This window comes from Streptomyces sp. RGM 3693, from assembly GCF_050471125.1.
Lineage (GTDB): Bacteria > Actinomycetota > Actinomycetes > Streptomycetales > Streptomycetaceae > Streptomyces.
Map to the genome: position 1 here is coordinate 109,559 of NZ_JBMPPQ010000005.1, position 18,701 is coordinate 128,259.

The following is an 18,701-nucleotide window of genomic DNA, read 5'->3' on the forward strand; positions in this document are numbered from 1 at the left end:
CACTTCGATTACTTCGATCACTTCGACACGGAAGATACACACTCGTATCTGAATGCAGAACTGAATATTCCTTCCGAGCCGCGCCGTAGGATGCCGCCGTGACACCCCAACGCAAGCGCCTGACCCGCGAAGAGAGCCGGCAGCAGACCCGCAGCCGCCTCCTGACCGCCGCCGCCGAACTGTTCACCGAACGCGGCGTCAACGGCACCTCCGTCGAGCAGATCGCCGAACGCGCCGGCTACAGCCGCGGCGCCTTCTACGGAAACTTCGAGGACAAGAACGCCCTGGTCGCCGAGCTGCTCCAGCACCGCACCGACCGCGAACTGGACGAGGTCCGCGCCCTCACCCAGGACGCCACCTCCGGCGCCGACGCCCTCGACAAGCTCCGCGCCTGGAACCGCGCCCGCGCCCCCCACCTGCCCGAATGGCTCGCCCTACGCATGGAACTCGTCCTGCACGCCCTACGGAACGAGGATCTGCGCCCACTGCTCGGCGCACGCGAACGCCTCGCCCGGGACGCCCACACCGCCGGCCTGCAGCAGGCGTTCGCCGCCCACGACGTCACCCCGCCCGCGGACCCCGCGTTCCTCGGCCTGATCGCCCACGCCCTGGAGGACGGGCTGCTCATCCAGCGCCTCCTGGCCCCGGACGCCCTCCCGGACGACGTCGTCGTCGACGCCTACGCCCTGCTCCTGCGCTCCTGGACCGCCCTCGCCCAGCACCCACCCCGGGCCGACGACGACCAGCCCCGACCGCCCCAGCCCTCCTGAAACGCGCCGTACAAACCCAACAAACCCAACAACCCCACCCCGCAAGAAAGAAACTTCGCGATGCCGGGGCGGTCCCTCAACTTCACCGCAAAATACCTGCGGACCAGAGGAAGCCACATTCATTAGCTCCCGCTGGTCCACAGGGATTTCCATGATTCACGTTTCACTGCACCCTGGACGCGCCCGGCGCATACCGGCCAGGGAAGTGATCAGTTCCGACGGCGCCGGCGTTGGCCGTAAGGACCACGACTATCGTGGGCGCGCCATTCCTCGTCGTAGAGGTCCCGTTCCCCGCTCTCTCGCATTCCTCCGGGCGTGACGATCTTCTCGCTCCGTCCGACTTTCCTCAGCAACGAGTCGAGCGGATCGGGCTGTTCATCGTCGCCGGGCCGGCGCCCGCCCTCGGGGAGAGGCCCGGGGGCAGGCGGCTTGAGCGCAATCCGCTGCACTGCGGAACGATTCGGTGCGCAACTGCGCGGCCCTGTCGGCGCGTTCGCCTCCGTCGCCCGGAGCCGTGAACCCGCCGTCTCGCGGCCCTTCGGAGGCTGGCTCGACCGAGCCTGCCGCCGCGCCTCGGAATCAGGAATCCCCTCCGCTGCGCTCTTCGGATGCGGCGATGACGTACCACTCACCTGCTGGCCCCCACCTCGTCGAGTCGACTCAACGCACGGAAGAATTCTACCGGATTCAGCCGTAAACTGGGGGCGTTCGCAGGGAGTTGACGTTGACGATTCAGGCTCGCTCGAAGACTATTTCGGCCGCGCTGGAAAGTACGTCTTGGCTGACGAATCGCCAGCCCTCCTGCTCGATTGCCGCAACGAGCGCGTTGATGTGACGTCGCCAATCCCGCTTGGACACCTTGAGGCCCAAAGGGGGCTGAACTCTGACCCGAAACCCTGGGGCGCCTTCCCTGTGCGCGCTTCTGGCATCGAGGACGAGGCTGTCGAAGTTGGGACGACGAGACACGCTTCCCTCCTGACTGCGACAACCGGGCGAATGGTCGTGGCGATGGCCCGCCGAGAAGCCATGCCGCGCTGGGCCCGGCTCGTGGGTCGAGTGTGGACCGCCGCCCGCGGCTGAACACCCCTGCTCCACAAGCAGTTTCAACACCCACACTTCCGGAATATCCCCTCCCCAGGGACGCGGCAGGCCCGCACCGGCTCCGCCGCCTGGACGGCCACCGCCACCACCACGTCCCGGAACACCCCGGCCAGCACCGCTCGACCCTGCCTACTGGGCCGGCTCGGCCGCGTCAGCCGACCCCGCGTGCCCGCCGCCGAACACCTCCTCGACGAGCCGTTGCGCCGCCTTCTGGAATGCCACCGCCATGGACAGCGCGGCGTCGTCGACGTAGTTCAGCGCGGCGGTCAGGGTCTTGCTGCCGTCGGGCGTGCTGTACATCAGCGCGGCGTGGCCGGCCATGCCGCCGTTGTGGGTGATGACGGTGCCGCCGTTTTCGCCCGTGGCCTGTACGAACACCCCCAGGCCGTAGCCGGCCTTGGAGTGCGGCTTGCACATTTCGGCGAGCAGCGGGGCCGGCAGGAGCTTGCCGCCCATCAGCGCGGAGATGAACGTGTGGAGGTCCTGGGTGGTCGAGATCATGTCGCCCCCGGTGGAGATCCAGGAGGGGTTCTGGCGGGTGACGTCGACCGTCTTCTGCTGGCCGGCGTCCTCGTACCGGTAGTAGGCGTGGGTGTGCGGCTCGGGGATCTCCGGACTGGTGTCCGGGACCACGGTGTCCGACAGCCCGAGCGGCCCCAGGATCAGCCGCTGCATCTCCTCGGCGAGCGAGTGGCCGGTGACCTTCTCGATCAGCAGCCTGGCCAGCACGTAGTTGGTGTTGGAGTAGCTCCAGTCCGTCCCCGGCTCGAACCGCGCCGGCTTGGACAACGCCAGCCGTACCAGCTCTTCCGGCCGGTAGGTCTTGAACCGGTTGTCCACCCACTCCTTGCCCGTGTTCGTGGCGGGGATCCCCGGCGCGAACGTCCCGTCGCTGTAGTACTCGCCGGTGAAGTTGAACACCCCGCTGGTGTGCTGCAGCAGCATCCGCACCGTGATCTTCGGGTCCGGCCCGAACTCGGGCAGGTAATCGACCGCCGGGACGTCCAATCCGATCGCGCCCTCGGCCACCAGTTGCAGCACCACGGTCGCGGTGAAGGTCTTGGTGTTGCTGCCGATCCGCACATACCCGTTCGTCGGCGGCTTCGCGGTCTCGCCCAGCTTGCGCACCCCGGCGCTGCCGACCCATTCGCCCCGCTCGTCGTGCACGCGCATCGTCACCCCGGTGAAACCGGATTCGACCATCTCCTCGATGGCCTTCTGCAGCTCCGGGCGGTCCTGGTCGGTAAGAGTGAGGGACATGGTGGTGTGCTCCTTGAGAACTGTTGCGGAATTCGACTGAGCTGACGGGATCGCCGTGCCTGAGGGGTGCCGCTCTTACAGGCTGCGGGCGGTGATGTCGCCGTAGGCGGTGGTCGCGTGGATGTTCAGGCCGGCGGTGGCGCCGTCGGCGTTCTGGAGGGAGTTGTGGATCCGGCCGTAGGCGGTGCCGGCGTCCAGCGAGGCGGAGACTCCGCGGGCAGCGCCGACGGAGATGCCGCCGTGCTCGGTGCGCAGCGTGACCGTGCCGCGCACGGCCTCGGTGATGCGGAGGTCGCCCTTTTGGGTGCGGATCTCGCCGGGGCCGCCCAGGCGGCCGACCGAGACGTCGCCGGCCTGGAGGGTCAGGTGGGCGCTTGCGGTCTCGTCGAGCTTGATCGAGCCCTGTGCGCCCTCGAACGAGACGTCGCCGAGCTGTCCGACGCCCCGCAGTTCGGCGAGAGCCGCCTTCGCCTCGATCCGGGAGCCGGCGGGCAGTTGGACGGTCACCTCGATGGATCCGGACGGGCTGAGGGCCCGGTTGGTCGCCGCCGGGTTCTCGATCCGCAGGACGCCGTCGCCGTATGCGACCTCGGTCTGCTCCGCCGCCTTCACGTCGCGGCTCTTGGAGGGGTCCGCGGGCCGGATCTCGACCGTGGTGTCGGCCCGGTCGGCGGCGATGAACCGGATGTGTCCCGCGGGGATGTCGAGGACGGCCGAGACCGGGGCGGGGGTGTCGAACTTCTGCGTCGTGCTCTGGTTCTTCTGCATCGTGCGCTCCTCGTGTCCGTTGTTTCCGACAATAGAAACGCTACGTTGCGTTCATGAAGCTGGCAACGACATCGTTGCGCACAATCGGCATTGTCGCAGGTCGATGCCCGTAAATCATTGCAACGACCTTAAATCTAACGCAACAACTCCGAACCCATTCGTTGCACTAGATTGAGAATGAACGCTACGCTTGGGGGCACCTAAGGACCACGAAGGAGACCGCGATGCCGGGAGGCAGACTCACCCAGCCCGAACGTCAGCAGATCGCGCTGGGACTGGCCGACAGCCTCACCTACGCGGAGATCGCCCGGCGTCTCGACCGCCCGACCTCGACCATCACGCGCGAGGTCATGCGCAACGGCGGCCCCACCGCCTACCGCGCCGAGCTCGCCCACCGCGCCACCGAACGCCGCGCCCGCCGGCGCAGGCAGACCGCGCCCCGAGGACCGCAGGCGCCCCCGCAGGCCCACGGACGCGACGTGGAGGCGGTGCGCGAGTACGAGGAGACGTTCACGGACGTCTTCATGCAATCGGGCCTGCCCAAGATGACGGCCCGGGTGCTGGTCGCCCTCTACACCACCGACGCCGGCAGCCTCACCGCCTCCGAACTCGCCCAGCGCCTCCAGGTCAGCCCGGCGTCCGTCTCCAAGGCGGTCACGTTCCTCGATAGCCAGGGCCTCATCCGCCGGGAACGCGACGAACGCCGCCGCGAACGCTACGTCGTCGACGACGACGTCATGTACCAGTCCACGATGGCCAGCGCCCGCGGCACCGCCCACCTCGGCGAGATCGCCCGGCAGGGCGTGGGCGTCCTCGGCCCCGACACCCCGGCCGCCGCCCGCCTGGAGAACATCGCCCGCTTCGTCGACTTCGTCTCCGAGAGCATCGCCCGCGCCGCGGACCAGGCCCGCGAGATCCTCCACACCAAACCCGAAACGACTCCGGACAAGACCACCTGAGCCACCCTCAGTTCACCCGGCGACCACCACCAGGACGTCGGCTGAGGTGCGGTCACGCACGGGTTGGGGTGCGCAGGGCGAGGATGGCCATATCGTCGTGGCCATCGCCGGGGTGTTGGTCGGCCAGGGTCTGACAGAGCTCGTCCAGGGGCAGCTCGGCGTGAGCGGTGGCGATGCGGGCGAGGACGTTCAGACCGGCGTCGAGGGAGTGCTGGGGATGTTCGACCAGCCCGTCCGTGAAGAGGATCACGGTGGCGCCGGCGGGCAGCGGGTGGGTGTGGTCGGGGCGGGGCTGGGCGATGTCGACGCCGAGGGGGACGCCGGGGTCGGCGTGCAGGTACTGGGTCCGGGCGTCGGGGGTGATCAACAGTGGGGGGAGGTGACCCGCGGTGCTCCAGCGCAGCGTCCAGTCGTCCTCCTCGGGTTCGATGCGGGCCAGGCAGGCGGTGGTGACGGGGTTGTCGGTGATCGCGCACAGGGTGCGGTCGAGCTGGGCGAGGACGACGCTGGGCGGGGTGCACCGCTCATAGAGCAGGGCGCGCAGCATGTTGCGGGTCTGTGCCATGGCGGCAGCAGCGTGCATGTCGTGGCCGACGACGTCGCCGATGACGGCCGCGCAGGCGTGGTCGGGCAGCAGGACGGCGTCGTACCAGTCCCCGCCCAGGAGCCCGGGGGCGGTGGCCGGTCGGTAGATCGCGGACGCCGTGAAGGGCCGCAGGTCGGGCAGGTGGGGTAGGAGCAGGCGCTGGAACTGTTCGGCTCCGGCGCGGACCTGCTCGAAGAGGCGGGCGTTGTCGATGGCCACGCCCGCGGCGCCGGCCAGGGCGAGCAGCACACTCTCGTCGTGGACGTCGAAGGGTTGCTCGTCCAGCCTCTCGGCCAGGTACAGGTCCCCGTAGATCTCGCCGCGCACGGTGATCGGCACACCTAGCAGGGTGCGCATCTGCGGATGTCCGGGCGGGAAGCCGGCGGCGTGGGGGTGGGCGGGGATGTTGTCGGTCCGCAGCGGTTCGGGGTGGTGGATCAGATGGCCCAGCAGCCCCCGGCCCTGTGGCTGCCCGACACCGGCCAGGCCGGCCACCTCGCGGTCGGTGAGGCCGACCGGGACGAACTCCGACAAGCCCGTGTGCTGCTCATTCAGTACGCCCAGGGCGCCGTAGCGTGTGCCGACCAGGTCCATCGCGGTGGTGACGATGCGGCGCAACACCACGGGCAGCTCCAGCTCCCGGCTGATGGTGAGCGCGGCGTCCAGCAGCCCCTGGAACTCTTCCTGGGCGTCGGCCAGGGTGCGGAGCTGTCCGGTGACGCGGTCCCACTCGGCGTCCAGGCGCAGCCGCAGCGCGGGCGGCAGCGGGTCCTCTCCCTGCTCCATGTGCGGCTCTTTCCTGCCACTGCCCTGCCAGACCATGGTCTGGACGGCGCATGCCTCGGTGCCGGCGGCGTGGACGCCTTCGTGTCCACCATAAGGAACGCGATCGCCTACCGCCGCCGCTGCGCAGATCAGACGTTCGGCTCGTCGGCCACCAGGCGTGTGCCGGTGCCGACCGGCCGCCCGCGCCCGTCGCGTGCAGTCCGCTGGTGAAGCACGGTCCGCTCACCGTCGCGCAGTGCGCCGCGGGGCGGCCTCGGATCGCCTGGAGGGCGTCCCGGCCGCTCCCTCCTTGCCTGCCTGATGGACACCCGTTTCACGAGGTGCGGAAGAAAACGCCAGGGGTGCCGGGCACGCCGTCGAATATCGCCAGAAGTACCAGGTCAGCTGGCTACGGAAAGGGGCAGTCGTCAGGGTTGGCGACTGCCACACCGACTCTCACCAGGGAAGGAACCCGCGCTATGACGACCGCCTTTGACCCCATCACCGTGGGCTCGTTGACACTGCCCAACCGCATCGCCATGGCACCACTGACCCGTCGCCGCGCCTACGGCGAGGGCCTGTCCGCCACGGCGTTGATGGCCGAGTACTACGCGCAGCGCAGCACGGCGGGCCTGATCGTCGCCGAAGCGCTACAGCCCAGCCGTGTGGGCCAGGGATACACCGACGCCCCCGGCCTGCACGACGAGCGACAGGTGCGGTCCTGGCGCCCGGTCACCGACGCGGTGCACGCGGCGGGCGGCCGGATTTACGCCCAGCTCATGCACGCCGGGCGCAACAGTCACCCCCAACTCCTCGGCGACGGGCTGCACCCCGTCGCTCCCTCACCCGTGGAAGCCGAGGGTGTCGTGCGCGTCAGCGGCGCCGAGCCCGCCGTCCGCAAGCCCTACCCCGTGCCACACGAACTGAGCGTCACCGGGATCCAGGAGACGATCGAAGACTTCGCGCAGGCCGCGCACAACGCCATACGAGCCGGCTTCGACGGCGTCGAACTGCACGGCGCCTACGGTTACTTGATCCAGCAGTTCCTGTCCGACAACGCCAACCGCCGCACCGACCGCTACGGCGGCTCCCTCACGGGCCGCATCCGCTTCGTGCTGGAACTGGTGGACGCCGTGGCTGCCCGGATCGGCCCGCAGCGCCTGGCCCTGCGGATCTCGCCCGGCTGCCCCGCCTTCGGTCTCACCGAGACCGACGTCGACGACCTGTACACGGCCCTGGTGTCCGAACTGCGGGGCGACCTGGCCTACCTCCACGTCTTCGAGTTCCCCGGTCACCGCGCGCTCACCAGCCGCCTGCGCACCGCCTGGCCCTCCACCTTCATGCTCAACCCGCACGAGACACCGGACTCCTGGCCCTCGGGGCCGGACGACCTGCACCTGATCGACGACGGCCTGGCCGACATCCTGGCCTTCGGCACCCTGTACATCTCCAACCCCGACCTGGTGGCACGACTCCGGAGCGGCAGCGCCGTCGCCCCCGCCGACCACGAGACCTTCTACGGTGGCGACCACCGCGGCTACACGGACTACCCGGCACTGGCCGAAGCCGGTGTCCGTACGACGCCCTGAAGCCCCCATCCACCCCGTCCACCCCATCCACCCCGCCCATCAGGGCCGACCGGAACGACACCGTGGAAATGCCGGACAGGCCAGCGGATAAAGAATGTGGTCTCCGCTTCCCACGGGCCAAAACCTGAGAGCGCCAAGTGCTTCGCGGGGATAGACGCGATCACGCACCTGCCCGTCGGGGCCGGGATCGTGAAATTCCCCGAGGAGATCGACCGTACGGTTGCGGCGATCAGGGACATCGCGAAGGGGAGGTGAGGGGGGCCCGAGCCGGTTCGGTCCCGGCCGTTAAGCTCTCTGCCCCATGAAGATCGGAACGCTTTCCCTCCGCACCGGCGTCAGCACCCGGCTGCTGCGCTACTACGAACAGCAGGGCCTGCTCCACCCGCACCGGGAAGCCAATGGTTACCGCAGCTACCCCGAGGGCTCCGTCGAGCGGGTCGAGCAGGTGCGCGATCTGCTCAAGGCGGGGCTCTCCACCCAGATCATCCGCGACATCGTGCCCTGTTTCACGGGCTCGGGCGAAACGCTCCGCCCGATCGCCGACCCTGTCCTGGCCGCGAATCTGGCACATGAACTCACCGATATCCAGCGCCGTATCGACGCGTTGACGGATAAACGCGATGCCATTCGCTCGTACTTCGAGGCGGCGGCGATGCCCGGGGCCGCGTCCGACGGCGGGTGCACGGCCGCGAGTTGACCTTGACATTGATGTCAAGGTCTATGGTCCTACACGTGCGTGACGAGCACGACGAATGCGGGAATTGCAGGAGTGCGCGAGTGCCACTAATTGCCTGCCGCATCCCGTGTAATTCCCCATGCAAGTCGAAGGGCCATCCACCATGAAACGCAGCCTTCCCGGCTGGCTGTTCCTGCTGTTCCTCACACTCCTGGCCACCGCCACCGATGAATTCATCATCGCCGGTGTACTCAAGGCGATCGCCGCCGACCTGGATGTCAGCGTCTCGGCCGCCGGTCAGCTGGTGACCGTCTTCGCCGTCGTCTACGCGCTCGGCGCACCCACCCTCGCGGTCGTCTTCGAACGTTTCCCCAAGCGGATCGTGATGGTCCTGGGCCTGCTGGTCTTCGTCCTCGGTAACGTCGGTGCTGCCGTCTCACCCAACTACTGGGCCCTGATGGCGGCCCGTATCGTCGCCGCCCTCGCCGCGGCCATCGTGACCTCGGTCGCTTTCACCATGGCGGCGATGGGCGCGCCCGAGGGTAAGCGGGGGCGGTACATCGGCATCGTCACGGCCGGTATGACGACCGCGCTGTTCACCAGCGTGCCGCTCGGCTCGTGGCTCGGCGGCGAACTCGGCTGGCGCGCGACGTTCTGGCTGATCGCCGCGGTGGGCGCGGTCGCCGCGCTCGGGCTGCTGTGCTCCGCGCCGAAGCTCGTCGGTAGCGCGCCCGCGCCGCTGCGGGAACGGCTCGGCCCGCTGCGCGACCCCGCCGTGCTCCGCCTGATCACGGTCACCTTCCTGCTCGCGGGCGGCGGCCTGATGTTCTACACGTACCTCGGCGAGTTCACCGCCGAGATCGCCGGCGGCTCCTACGCGCTGCTCTCCGTGATGCTGCTCATCGTCGGTGTGACGGGGCTTGTGGGCGCGCTGATGGCGGGCCGGGTGGCCGATGTCATCGGGCCGCGGCGCAGCCTGCGGATCGTGGCCGGAGGCCATGCGGTCGCACTGGTCCTGGCGGCGACGCTCGCGTTCAGCGGTGCCGGCGGGTCCGTCGCGCTGGGGGTCGTGGTCGCCCTGTACTCGGTCTTCGCGTGGGGCTTCCCGCCGCCCATCCAGGGCAGCATCCTGGCGACGGTCGGCCCCCAGGTCGGCATGACCGCGCTCGCGCTCAACATCTCCGGGCTCTACCTCGGTACCGGGGCAGCGGGAGCGATCGGGGGCGCGATCATCGGGCTGGCCGACGTGCGATGGGTGCCGGTGGCGGCCGCGGCGATGGTGGCGCTGTCGTTCCTGATCGCGCCGCGGGGGCGGCGGGGCGGGGGATCGGTGGTCGTCGGGGGGTCCGTGTCCTCGGACGGCGTGAAGGAGTCCCGGCATACGGGGGTGTGAGGCGGGGGCCGCCCTCTCCCGACTGCGCCTCTCGGCGGCTCCGCCCCAGACCCCGGTCCCTCTGATCGCCTGTCCGAGTCGAGCCGGGTGAGCTGATGCCATGCATCGCTGGTCCCCCCTGAATGATCGGCAACGAGCACCTCTCGCTCGCCTGGACACGGGCGAGGAGCAAGCGGGCAGGATCCGCGCGACAGGCGGTCTGCCTACGCACTGCGTGACCGCGGGCTGCCGGCGGTACGACGTAGCCGTGGAGTTCTGTCCGCTGAGGTAGACCGAGGAACCTTGCCCAGGCCCCCCTGGAAGGGGCGCGAACACCGCTCCCACCGCAAGGTGTTGAAGGCCGCCACCGCCGAGCCGGCCCCCTTCCGCCGCGTCGTCACCCCGGCCACGCGCCAGCGCATCCGCTCCACACTGCGAGCCGCCCGGAGCCGAAGCCGTAGCCGTAGCCGTAGCCGTAGCGGACGGTGCCGGAAAATCCGCAGCCGAGCCCGGCCCTGGTGTCTCATCCGCCCACGCACCACACACGCAAACGGCCCCGGACAAGGAGTCCGAGGCCGAATAAGACGCCTCCCGGGAGAGAACTCCCAGGTCAGCGCCCCGTACGCAGAGCCCCCTGTCGGATTCGAACCGACGACCTTCGCTTTACAAGAGCGGTGCTCTGGCCAGCTGAGCTAAGGAGGCGTGCCGGATGAAGTGTACCTAGGCGCGCCCGATGCCCGTTGCCTTATTCGGCGACCGCTCCGTCGTCGCCCCCCCGTAAGCCCCTCGCCTCACCCTCCCCGCCGCAGGTACGCCGCAGACACGCCATAGCCATCCCACAGCCCCGGCATCGCGCCGCGCCCCGCCGAACGACCGCATTTCGTGACCGCGCGCCTACTGACACCCGGCTCCGGCGCAGGTAGCGTCACCAGCGGTTTGCCGCTGTGGACTACACCACTTCGCGTGGTGCGCCTCCCCGGCGGCGGGCCGCCCACTCCTTTACTCGGATCGTCCGGCACGTTCCTGCCGGTGAAGGGACACACCATGGCAACGGTCACGTACGACCAGGCAACCCGGATCTACCCGGGTTCCGACAAGCCCGCCGTCGACAAGCTCGACATCACCATCGAGGACGGCGAGTTCCTCGTTCTCGTCGGGCCCTCCGGATGCGGCAAATCCACCTCGCTGCGGATGCTCGCGGGGCTGGAGGACGTCGACGAGGGCGCCATCCGCATCGGTGACCGGGACGTCACCCACCTGCCGCCCAAGGACCGGGACATCGCCATGGTGTTCCAGAACTACGCGCTGTACCCGCACATGTCGGTCGCCGACAACATGGGCTTCGCCCTCAAGATCGCCGGCGTGCCGAAGGCCGAGATCCGGCAGAAGGTCGAGGACGCGGCGAGGATCCTGGACCTGACGGAATACCTGGGGCGCAAGCCGAAGGCGCTCTCCGGCGGCCAGCGGCAGCGGGTCGCGATGGGCCGCGCCATCGTCCGCGAGCCCCAGGTGTTCCTCATGGACGAGCCGCTGTCCAACCTGGACGCCAAACTGCGGGTGCAGACCCGTACGCAGATCGCCGGGCTCCAGCGCCGCCTCGGCATCACCACCGTCTACGTCACCCACGACCAGGTAGAGGCCATGACCATGGGCGACCGGGTCGCGGTCCTCAAGGACGGGCTGCTCCAGCAGGTCGACTCGCCGCGCAACATGTACGACCGCCCGGCCAACCTCTTCGTGGCCGGCTTCATCGGCTCGCCCGCCATGAACCTCATCGAGGTGCCGATCACCGACGGCGGGGTGAAGTTCGGCAACAGCGTGGTGCCGGTCAGCCGGGACGCACTGGCCGGCGCCGAGGGCGACCAGACCGTGACGGTCGGCATCCGGCCCGAGCACTTCGACGTCGTCGAGCAGAACGGCGCGGCCGCCAAGTCGCTGTCCAAGGAGGCCACGGACGCCCCGGCCGGCCTGCCAGTGACGGTCAACGTCGTCGAGGAACTAGGCGCCGACGGCTACGTCTACGGAACGGCCGAGGTCGGCGGGACGGTCAAGGACCTGGTCGTACGGGTCAACGGCCGCCAGGTCCCGGCCAAGGGCGCCCGGCTGCACGTGGTCCCGCAGCCGGGCGAGACCCACGTCTTCTCCACCTCGACGGGAAAGCGACTGACCGGCTGACCCTGCCGGCCGGCTGACGGTCGACGGGCCGGGCGGGGCCACCGGGCCCCGCCCCGGGCGGGTTTACCGCGGCGGCGGTGTGGGGTATTGCGCGCCCCCACATCGCCGCCGCGGCGCGTCCGGACCACGGCGGACCCGCGCCAGCAAGCCCGGAGGGTCATGCCGCAGACCCCGCCACACCCCGCAAAATCCGCCCCGGAGGCGGTTTTTCGTACCAGTGCGTCAACCCAACAACCGCACCGACGAGCCATTCCGTCCCCCAATAAGGTGACCGAATGTCGCCAAATCATCACCTCTCGCTACCATCGCGACCGTGAACTCCGCAGCCCGCCGTATCGGCCGAACTCTCGCCCTCGTCCTGCCCGTCGTCCTCGTGCTCTCCGGGACCCTCGCGGTCACCCGCGTCCCGTGGGCGTCGAAGACCTCCGAGTCGCAGGTACTCGCCGCCTCCTCCGGGAAGGTCTCCACCCAGGCCGGCCCCCGCGCCGCCCAGGACGTCCTCCGGGACCGCCTCCTGGTGGAACTCCAGGAGAAGGACCCCGGCGTCGCCCTGACGCACCTCCAGGAGGCCACCACCGCCCGGCCCTCGCTGGCCAAGCACTGCGCCTCCATCGCCCGTGCCCTCGGCCGCGCCGCGGTCGCCAAGTACGGCGCCGCACACCGCGCCCAGGCGTTCTCCCGCCCGGTCTGCGACACCTCCTTCGCCACCGGCGTGGCCGCCGCCCAGTGACCGTCGCTCGCACCGCATAGGGTGCGAACCATGACCGGCGCCCCGCATTCGTACCCCACGCAGGCCGTGGTCCTGGCCGGCGGCCAGGGCTCCCGTCTCCGCCCGTACACCGACGACCGACCCAAGCCGATGGTCGAGATTCCCGGCACCGGGACCCCGATCATCGGCCATCAGCTGAACTGGCTCGCCGAGGAGGGCGTCACCGACGCCGTCATCTCCTGCGGGCACCTCGCCGAGGTCCTCCAGGACTGGCTGGACCGGACCCAACTCCCCTTGCGCGTCACGACCGTTGTGGAGCCCGAGCCGCTGGGCCGCGGCGGCGGTCTGAAGCACGCCGCCGGTTCCCTGCCCTGCCCGGACGAGCCCTGGTACGCCACCAACGGCGACGTCTGGACCCGCTTCCCGCTCCGCGAGATGGCCGCCTTCCACCACGAGCGCGACGCCGCGGCCACCCTGGCGCTGGCCCGCCCGCGCATCCCCTGGGGCGCCGTCGAGACGGACGCCTTCGGGCACGTCCTGGACTTCATCGAGGCCCCGCCCTCCCCGTATCTGATCAACGCGGGCGTCTACGTCTTCTCCTCGGTCTTCTCCGAGTTGCTGCCCACCCAGGGCGACCACGAGCGCACCACCTTCCCGCGCCTCGCCCGGGAACGCCGACTGGCCGGCTATCCGCTCCCCCAGGGCGCCTACTGGCGCGCCATCGACACCGCCAAGGACCTCACCGAGGCCGCCAGGGAGTTCGCCGCACAGGCCCGTTGAGCCCCAGGGCCGCGCACGCTCCCCGCGGCCCTTGAGCCGCCCCCTGCGCCCGCGACGCTCCCGGGCACCCACCGACGCCGCACCTCTCCCCAACGCGCCGCACCCCCACCCGGACGCGCCCCCAACGCGACGCGCCGCACCGCCGCCAGCGGCCGCTCGACGCAGGCGCCACGCAGTCCTCCCGATCAACGCAGTCGTCCCCGACCGCCCACCACCCCCGGCCCTGGGGCCGTGAGGGATCGGAGCGATCGGGGACGGGTCGTACGGACCGGGTGCCGGTCCCGTAAGGGGTCAGCCCAGCAGTCCGCCGAGGGTGCCGCCGCGGCCGGAGTCGCCGCCGGGGGTGCCGCTGCTGGAGCTGCCCGTCGTACCGCCGCCGGTGCCCGGCGTCTGGGTGCGGGCCGGGGCGTGGGCCGGGGCCGAGTGCTGCGGGGCACTGGTGGTCGCGCCGGGCCGGCGGGCCGAGCCGCTGGTGCGGCCACCGGCCGAGGGGGTGCCGGGGGCCGAGGCCGACGGCAGGCCCGGCTGGTGGGTCTGGTGGGAGGCGCCGGTGGCGGGCGTGCCGGGGTGGTGGGGGGTGTGGTGGCCTGGGCGGGAGGCGCCGTGGCCGGGGCTGGGCAGGGGCGAGCCGGGAAGGTTGTTGATCGCGGGCTCGCCGGGCCGCGGCACGGTCGGGACCCGCGCGGTCCGTACGGCACCGCCCAACAGGGAGCCGATGAGCAGGGTCAGGCCGGCCACCACCGCGGTCATCACGGCGCCGCGGCGCAGCACCCGGCGGCGCAGCGCCCCGACCTCGACGCGCGGGCCGAGCCGCCGCCACGCCTCACCGGCGAGCCGGGCGTCCATGGAGTAGACCGGGGCACCCGCGATGATCAGCGGGCTCCAGGCGGCGAGGTAAATGATGTCGGGGGCGTCGTAGGCGGGGAGGGTGCGCCAGCTGACGGTCATCAGCAACGCCGCGGAGAGCAGCGCGCCGAACGAGGCGGCGACCCGCTGCCACAGTCCGCAGATGGTCAGCACGCCCACCACGACCTGGAGGAAGGCCACCGTCAGCCCGGCGCCGATCGGGTGCGCGACCGCGAAGTCCCGCAGCGGAACGGCCAGTTCCCAGGGGTGGAGGGAGAGCAGCCAGGTGACCATCGAGCCGCGCTGGCCGCCGTCGAAGTAGACGGGGTCGCAGAGCTTGCCCATGCCGGCGTAGACGGAGATCAGGCCGAGGAAGATCCGCAGCGGCAGCAGGACGACGCCGAGGTTCATCCGGCGGCCGGGGTAGTACGCGTGCCGCACGCTGTCGCCGCCGCGCCGTCTGGCCCCGGTGTCATGGAGCTCGCGCGCCTCGAACCGCTCGTCGTCGGCACCGTCCGCGCCGTCGTCGTACCGCGGGCCGGGGAACGGTCCGGGCAGGGCGCGGGTGCCGCGCGGCAGGGTGTCCTCGCCGTCGACGGGGCCGCGCTGGCCGATGACGGTGGAGGCGGGGCTGTCGCCGAGCCGGACCCGGGGCAGGACCTGGGTCGTGCCGATGTCCTCGGCCGGGCCGGAGTCCAGGCCGACGCCCGCGTCGCGCACCGCGTGCAGGAGCTGGGTGGTGGCGCCGGCCGCGCTGCCCGGTTCGGTGCGGCCGCTCCAGACCACGGGCGTGCGGCGTCTGGGCGGCGATCCCCGGAGGGCGGGGACGCGCGCGGTCTCGGCCAGGGCGCCGGCGACCACGGGAGCGGCGAGCTGTACGCGGAAGCTGGCGTGGTTGACGATGACCTGCGCGGGATCGCACGGCACCTTGACCGAGCTCAGGACCGGCTCGTCTTCGAAACTCGACGAGCGTCCCCCCGTAGGCGTGCGGGGTGTTCTGGTGTCCACGCTCATCTAACCGAGTGACCCGCGGTTAAGACACTGCCTTGACCGGCCCGATCTGTCCGAGACCCGTCAAAAGATCACGTGATACGGCGAGGACACACGGAGCGTCATGTTGTGCCCCGGGCCGGGCGGCGGTGTGGCGCCACCCGGCCCGGGCACGGCCGGGAACACCCGGCGACGGCCACGGTCAGCCGCGGCGGCGCGCCGCCTCCCAGAGCACCACACCGGCCGCGACACCGGCGTTCAGCGACTCCGCGCCACCCGGCATCGGAATCCGCACGCGCAGGTCACAGGTCTCGCTGACGAGCCGCGACAGGCCCTTGCCCTCGCTGCCGACGACGATGACGACCGGGCCGTCCAGGACCTCCAGGTCCTGGAGCTCCACGTCCCCGTCAGCGGCCAGACCGACCACCGTCAGTCCGGCCTTCTGGTACGACTCCAGGGCCCGGGTCAGGTTGGTGGCCCGGGCCACCGGCGTACGGGCCGCGGTGCCCGCCGACGTCTTCCAGGCACCGGCCGTCATCCCGGCCGCCCGACGCTCCGGGACGACCACGCCGTGGCCGCCGAAGGCCGACACGGACCGGACCACCGCGCCCAGGTTGCGCGGGTCGGTGACGCCGTCCAGCGCGACGATCAGCGGGTCCGCACCCTCGTCGAAGGCGGCCGCGGACAGGTCCTCGGGGTGCGCGTACTCGTACGGCGGGATCTGCGCGACCAGGCCCTGGTGGTTGAGGCCGTTCGTCATCCGGTCGAGCTCGGCCCGCGGCGCCTCCAGGAGGTTCAGCCCCAGCTCGTTGGCGAGCTGGAGCGCCTCGCGCACCCGCTCGTCGTTGTCGATGAACTGCTGCACGTACAGGATGGTCGCGGGCACGCCCTCGCGCAGCGCCTCGACGACCGGGTTGCGGCCGACAACCAGCTCCGCGGTGCCCTTGGCGCCACCACGCCGCGGGGCCGGGCGGCGGCTCGCGGCCTGCTTCGCCTTGGCGTTGGCGACGCGGTTCTTCACATGCCCCTTGCGGGCGGACGCGGGCGGGGTCGGGCCCTTGCCCTCCAGGGACCGGCGCCGCTTACCGCCACTGCCGACCTGAGCGCCCTTCTTGTTCGACATGCGGCGGTTCCTGCGCTGGCTGTTGCCGGCCATGGGTCACCTGTTTCTTCACTGCTCTCGACGTCTCGCGACGTGGAGTGGATACGTACGTATGGATTGAGTGTCGCCCGCAGCCACCGGGAAGGGCGAATCCGGCTGGTGGCCGGGGGTGCGGCCGGCCCCCGGGACGGTCCCCGGGGCCCGGCTCAGGACAGCGACCAGCGCGGACCCGACGGGGTGTCCTCGATGGTCAGACCGGACTGCTGGAGCTGGTCGCGGATGGCGTCGGCGGTGGCGTAGTCCTTGCGGACCCGGGCGCTCTGCCGCTGTTCCAGAACGAGCCGGACGAGGGAGTCCACGACCCCGTGCAGGTCCTCGCCGCGGTCCGCACCGCCGCCCGACCAGCGCTCGTCGAGCGGGTCCAGGCCGAGCACCCCGAGCATCGCCCGCACCTCGGCGAGCCGGGCCACCGCGGACTCCTTGTCGTCGGCGGTCAGCGCGGAATTGCCCTGCCGGACGGTGGTGTGCACGATGGCCAGCGCCTGCGGGACGCCCAGGTCGTCGTCCATCGCCTCGGCGAACGCCGGCGGCACCTCGGCCGCGGGCTCAATGACCTTCCCGGCCTTCTCCACGACGCGCTGGACGAACCCCTCGATCCGGGCGAACGCCGACTCGGCCTCGCGCAGCGCCTCCTCGCTGTACTCGATCATCGAGCGGTAGTGCGGGGTGCCGAGGTAGTAGCGCAGCACGATCGGCCGCCAGCGCTTGACCATCTCCGAGACCAGCACGGAGTTGCCCAGCGACTTGGACATCTTCTCGCCGCTCATGGTCACCCAGGCGTTGTGCGACCAGTACGCGGCGAAGTCGTCCCCGTACGCCTTGGCCTGTGCGATCTCGTTCTCGTGGTGCGGGAAGACCAGGTCGACGCCGCCGCCGTGGATGTCGAAGGCCGTGCCGAGGTACTTGTGGGCCATCGCCGAGCACTCCAGGTGCCAGCCCGGACGGCCGCGGCCCCAGGGGGTGTCCCAGCTGGGCTCGCCCTCCTTGGCGGCCTTCCACATGGCGAAGTCGCGCGGATCCCGCTTGCCGGTCTCGCCCTCGCCGGACGGCTGGAGGAGGTTGGCCAACTCCTGGTTGGAGAGCTGGAGGTACTCCGGGAAGGACCGCACGTCGAAGTAGACGTTGCCGTCGGCGGCGTAGGCGTGGCCGCGTTCGATCAGGCCCCGCATCATCTCGATCATCTCGGGGATGTGGCCGGTGGCGCGCGGCTCGTAGGTGGGGCGCAGGCAGCCGAGGGTGTCGTAGGCCGTGTTGAAGGCGACCTCGTTCTCGTACCCGATCGCCCACCACGGGCGGCCCTGCTCGGCCGACTTCTGGATGATCTTGTCGTCGATGTCCGTGACGTTGCGGACGAACGTCACGTCGTAGCCGCGGTAGGCGAACCAGCGGCGCATGATGTCGAAGTTGAGCCCGGACCGGATGTGCCCGATGTGCGGTGCAGCCTGCACGGTCGCACCACAGAGGTAGATCGAGACACAGCCCGGCCGAAGCGGGGTGAAATCGCGAATCTGCCGGGCGCTGGTGTCGTATAGGCGAATCGTCACGGGACCAGGGTAGTCGGAATGCGGGAGTGCCCCGTGCCCTATTGAGCACGGGGACACGGAAGCATCGCAGCTGTCCGATTCGCCGGTTATTCCGTACGGAGTTCGTCCGGGCGGCGACGCTCCGCCGCCCGGGGGAAAAGGCTCAGATGCGCCCGACCACCTTCCGCGGGGTGATCCGGACCACGACCCGCTGGTCGTCGTCGGCCGAGGCCGGGTTGAACTCCGCGTACGGCTTGCCGGTGTACTTCAACGACAGCTCGTCGATCAGCTCCTGCCCGCCCTCGGTACTGAGGCTGGCCTCGCCGCGGATCTCGGCGTAGCTGTACGGCGCCTCGAAGGGCTGGAGCACGACCGAGACCCGCGGGTCGCGGCGGAGGTTCCGCTCCTTCCGGCGCCCGACGGTCGTCGAGATCAGCAGGTCGTCGCCGTCCCGCTTCACCCAGACCGGGGAGAGCTGGGGGCTGCCGTCCGGCTGGATCGTCCCCACCGTCACGAAGACCGGGGAGTCGAGCAGCTCCTTGAGGTTGTCGGAGAGCGTTGCAGTCACGAAGGATCCTTCCCGCGGGCCGAACCATGGGCTTCCGATGGACACCACTACCCCGGATTCTTCCTCAACGCCCTTTGCGGCGCCGGACATTCCCGCAGGGTG

The 18,701-nt window shown here is 70.6% G+C and carries 15 protein-coding genes and 1 tRNA gene; 8 read left to right on the forward strand and 8 right to left on the reverse strand.

What is annotated here, in order from left to right:
- Positions 1-98 precede the first annotated feature (98 nt).
- The gene (locus ACO0M4_RS39910) at positions 99-770 is read left to right on the forward strand and encodes a TetR/AcrR family transcriptional regulator (RefSeq protein WP_430376180.1); all 672 of its coding nucleotides are present in this window, start codon (positions 99-101) and stop codon (positions 768-770) included.
- A gap of 1,230 nt (positions 771-2,000) precedes the next feature.
- Here ACO0M4_RS39910 and ACO0M4_RS39915 read toward each other — a convergent pair.
- Positions 2,001-3,131: a serine hydrolase domain-containing protein gene (locus tag ACO0M4_RS39915; protein WP_430376181.1), complete on the reverse strand. Its 1,131-nt coding sequence runs from the start codon at positions 3,129-3,131 to the stop codon at positions 2,001-2,003.
- Positions 3,132-3,206: 75 nt separating this feature from the next.
- Positions 3,207-3,899 carry a DUF4097 family beta strand repeat-containing protein gene (locus tag ACO0M4_RS39920; protein ID WP_430376182.1) on the reverse strand — a complete coding sequence of 231 codons (693 nt, stop codon included), beginning with the start codon at positions 3,897-3,899 and terminating at the stop codon, positions 3,207-3,209.
- A 224-nt stretch (positions 3,900-4,123) separates the two neighbouring features.
- On the opposite strand from ACO0M4_RS39920, the gene ACO0M4_RS39925 reads away from it, so the two are divergent.
- Positions 4,124-4,858: a helix-turn-helix domain-containing protein gene (locus ACO0M4_RS39925; RefSeq protein ID WP_430376183.1), complete on the forward strand. Its 735-nt coding sequence runs from the start codon at positions 4,124-4,126 to the stop codon at positions 4,856-4,858.
- A gap of 52 nt (positions 4,859-4,910) precedes the next feature.
- Here the strand turns inward: ACO0M4_RS39925 and ACO0M4_RS39930 are convergent, their stop codons facing one another.
- Positions 4,911-6,230, reverse strand: a complete 1,320-nt coding sequence (locus ACO0M4_RS39930; protein ID WP_430376184.1) for a PP2C family protein-serine/threonine phosphatase — start codon at positions 6,228-6,230, stop codon at positions 4,911-4,913.
- Positions 6,231-6,688: 458 nt separating this feature from the next.
- On the opposite strand from ACO0M4_RS39930, the gene ACO0M4_RS39935 reads away from it, so the two are divergent.
- The 3 genes from ACO0M4_RS39935 (at position 6,689) to ACO0M4_RS39945 (ending at position 9,867) form a co-directional block, all read left to right on the forward strand.
- Complete coding sequence (locus ACO0M4_RS39935; RefSeq protein WP_430376185.1) at positions 6,689-7,798, forward strand: alkene reductase; 1,110 nt, start codon at positions 6,689-6,691, stop codon at positions 7,796-7,798.
- A 301-nt stretch (positions 7,799-8,099) separates the two neighbouring features.
- Positions 8,100-8,495 (forward strand): MerR family transcriptional regulator, encoded by a 396-nt coding sequence (locus ACO0M4_RS39940; RefSeq protein WP_430376186.1) that lies wholly within the window; start codon positions 8,100-8,102, stop codon positions 8,493-8,495.
- Between the two features lie 142 nt (positions 8,496-8,637).
- Complete coding sequence (locus tag ACO0M4_RS39945; RefSeq protein WP_430376187.1) at positions 8,638-9,867, forward strand: MFS transporter; 1,230 nt, start codon at positions 8,638-8,640, stop codon at positions 9,865-9,867.
- 607 nt (positions 9,868-10,474) lie between these two features.
- On the opposite strand, the gene ACO0M4_RS39950 is transcribed toward ACO0M4_RS39945, so the two are convergent.
- Positions 10,475-10,548: transfer RNA gene (locus ACO0M4_RS39950), tRNA-Thr, on the reverse strand.
- A 342-nt stretch (positions 10,549-10,890) separates the two neighbouring features.
- Here ACO0M4_RS39950 and ACO0M4_RS39955 point away from each other — a divergent pair.
- The 3 genes from ACO0M4_RS39955 to ACO0M4_RS39965 all read left to right on the forward strand — a co-directional run bounded on the left by ACO0M4_RS39955 (position 10,891) and on the right by ACO0M4_RS39965 (position 13,510).
- Positions 10,891-12,021, forward strand: a complete 1,131-nt coding sequence (locus tag ACO0M4_RS39955; RefSeq protein WP_430376188.1) for an ABC transporter ATP-binding protein — start codon at positions 10,891-10,893, stop codon at positions 12,019-12,021.
- Positions 12,022-12,334: 313 nt separating this feature from the next.
- The gene (locus ACO0M4_RS39960; protein ID WP_344582961.1) at positions 12,335-12,751 is read left to right on the forward strand and encodes a hypothetical protein; all 417 of its coding nucleotides are present in this window, start codon (positions 12,335-12,337) and stop codon (positions 12,749-12,751) included.
- Positions 12,752-12,781: 30 nt separating this feature from the next.
- Positions 12,782-13,510: a nucleotidyltransferase family protein gene (locus ACO0M4_RS39965; RefSeq protein ID WP_430376189.1), complete on the forward strand. Its 729-nt coding sequence runs from the start codon at positions 12,782-12,784 to the stop codon at positions 13,508-13,510.
- A 291-nt stretch (positions 13,511-13,801) separates the two neighbouring features.
- On the opposite strand, the gene ACO0M4_RS39970 is transcribed toward ACO0M4_RS39965, so the two are convergent.
- The 4 genes from ACO0M4_RS39970 to ACO0M4_RS39985 all read right to left on the reverse strand — a co-directional run bounded on the left by ACO0M4_RS39970 (position 13,802) and on the right by ACO0M4_RS39985 (position 18,599).
- On the reverse strand, positions 13,802-15,370 hold the full coding sequence (locus ACO0M4_RS39970) for a hypothetical protein (protein WP_430376190.1): 1,569 nt from the start codon (positions 15,368-15,370) through the stop codon (positions 13,802-13,804).
- 178 nt (positions 15,371-15,548) lie between these two features.
- Positions 15,549-16,502, reverse strand: a complete 954-nt coding sequence (gene rlmB, locus ACO0M4_RS39975; protein WP_430376191.1) for a 23S rRNA (guanosine(2251)-2'-O)-methyltransferase RlmB — start codon at positions 16,500-16,502, stop codon at positions 15,549-15,551.
- A gap of 152 nt (positions 16,503-16,654) precedes the next feature.
- Entirely contained in the window at positions 16,655-18,052 is a 1,398-nt protein-coding gene (gene cysS, locus ACO0M4_RS39980) for a cysteine--tRNA ligase (RefSeq protein WP_430376192.1), read from the reverse strand.
- A 142-nt stretch (positions 18,053-18,194) separates the two neighbouring features.
- Complete coding sequence (locus ACO0M4_RS39985) at positions 18,195-18,599, reverse strand: PPOX class F420-dependent oxidoreductase (RefSeq protein WP_430376193.1); 405 nt, start codon at positions 18,597-18,599, stop codon at positions 18,195-18,197.
- Between the last annotated feature and the right edge of the window lie 102 nt (positions 18,600-18,701).

Coding starts and splice junctions, on each gene's coding strand:
- ACO0M4_RS39915 (WP_430376181.1), bottom strand. CDS start 3,131: ATGTCCCTCACTCTTACCGACCAGGACCGCCCGGAGCTGCAGAAGGCC.
- ACO0M4_RS39920 (WP_430376182.1), bottom strand. CDS start 3,899: ATGCAGAAGAACCAGAGCACGACGCAGAAGTTCGACACCCCCGCCCCG.
- ACO0M4_RS39925 (WP_430376183.1), top strand. CDS start 4,124: ATGCCGGGAGGCAGACTCACCCAGCCCGAACGTCAGCAGATCGCGCTG.
- ACO0M4_RS39930 (WP_430376184.1), bottom strand. CDS start 6,230: ATGGAGCAGGGAGAGGACCCGCTGCCGCCCGCGCTGCGGCTGCGCCTG.
- ACO0M4_RS39935 (WP_430376185.1), top strand. CDS start 6,689: ATGACGACCGCCTTTGACCCCATCACCGTGGGCTCGTTGACACTGCCC.
- ACO0M4_RS39940 (WP_430376186.1), top strand. CDS start 8,100: ATGAAGATCGGAACGCTTTCCCTCCGCACCGGCGTCAGCACCCGGCTG.
- ACO0M4_RS39945 (WP_430376187.1), top strand. CDS start 8,638: ATGAAACGCAGCCTTCCCGGCTGGCTGTTCCTGCTGTTCCTCACACTC.
- ACO0M4_RS39955 (WP_430376188.1), top strand. CDS start 10,891: ATGGCAACGGTCACGTACGACCAGGCAACCCGGATCTACCCGGGTTCC.
- ACO0M4_RS39965 (WP_430376189.1), top strand. CDS start 12,782: ATGACCGGCGCCCCGCATTCGTACCCCACGCAGGCCGTGGTCCTGGCC.
- ACO0M4_RS39970 (WP_430376190.1), bottom strand. CDS start 15,370: ATGAGCGTGGACACCAGAACACCCCGCACGCCTACGGGGGGACGCTCG.
- rlmB (WP_430376191.1), bottom strand. CDS start 16,502: ATGGCCGGCAACAGCCAGCGCAGGAACCGCCGCATGTCGAACAAGAAG.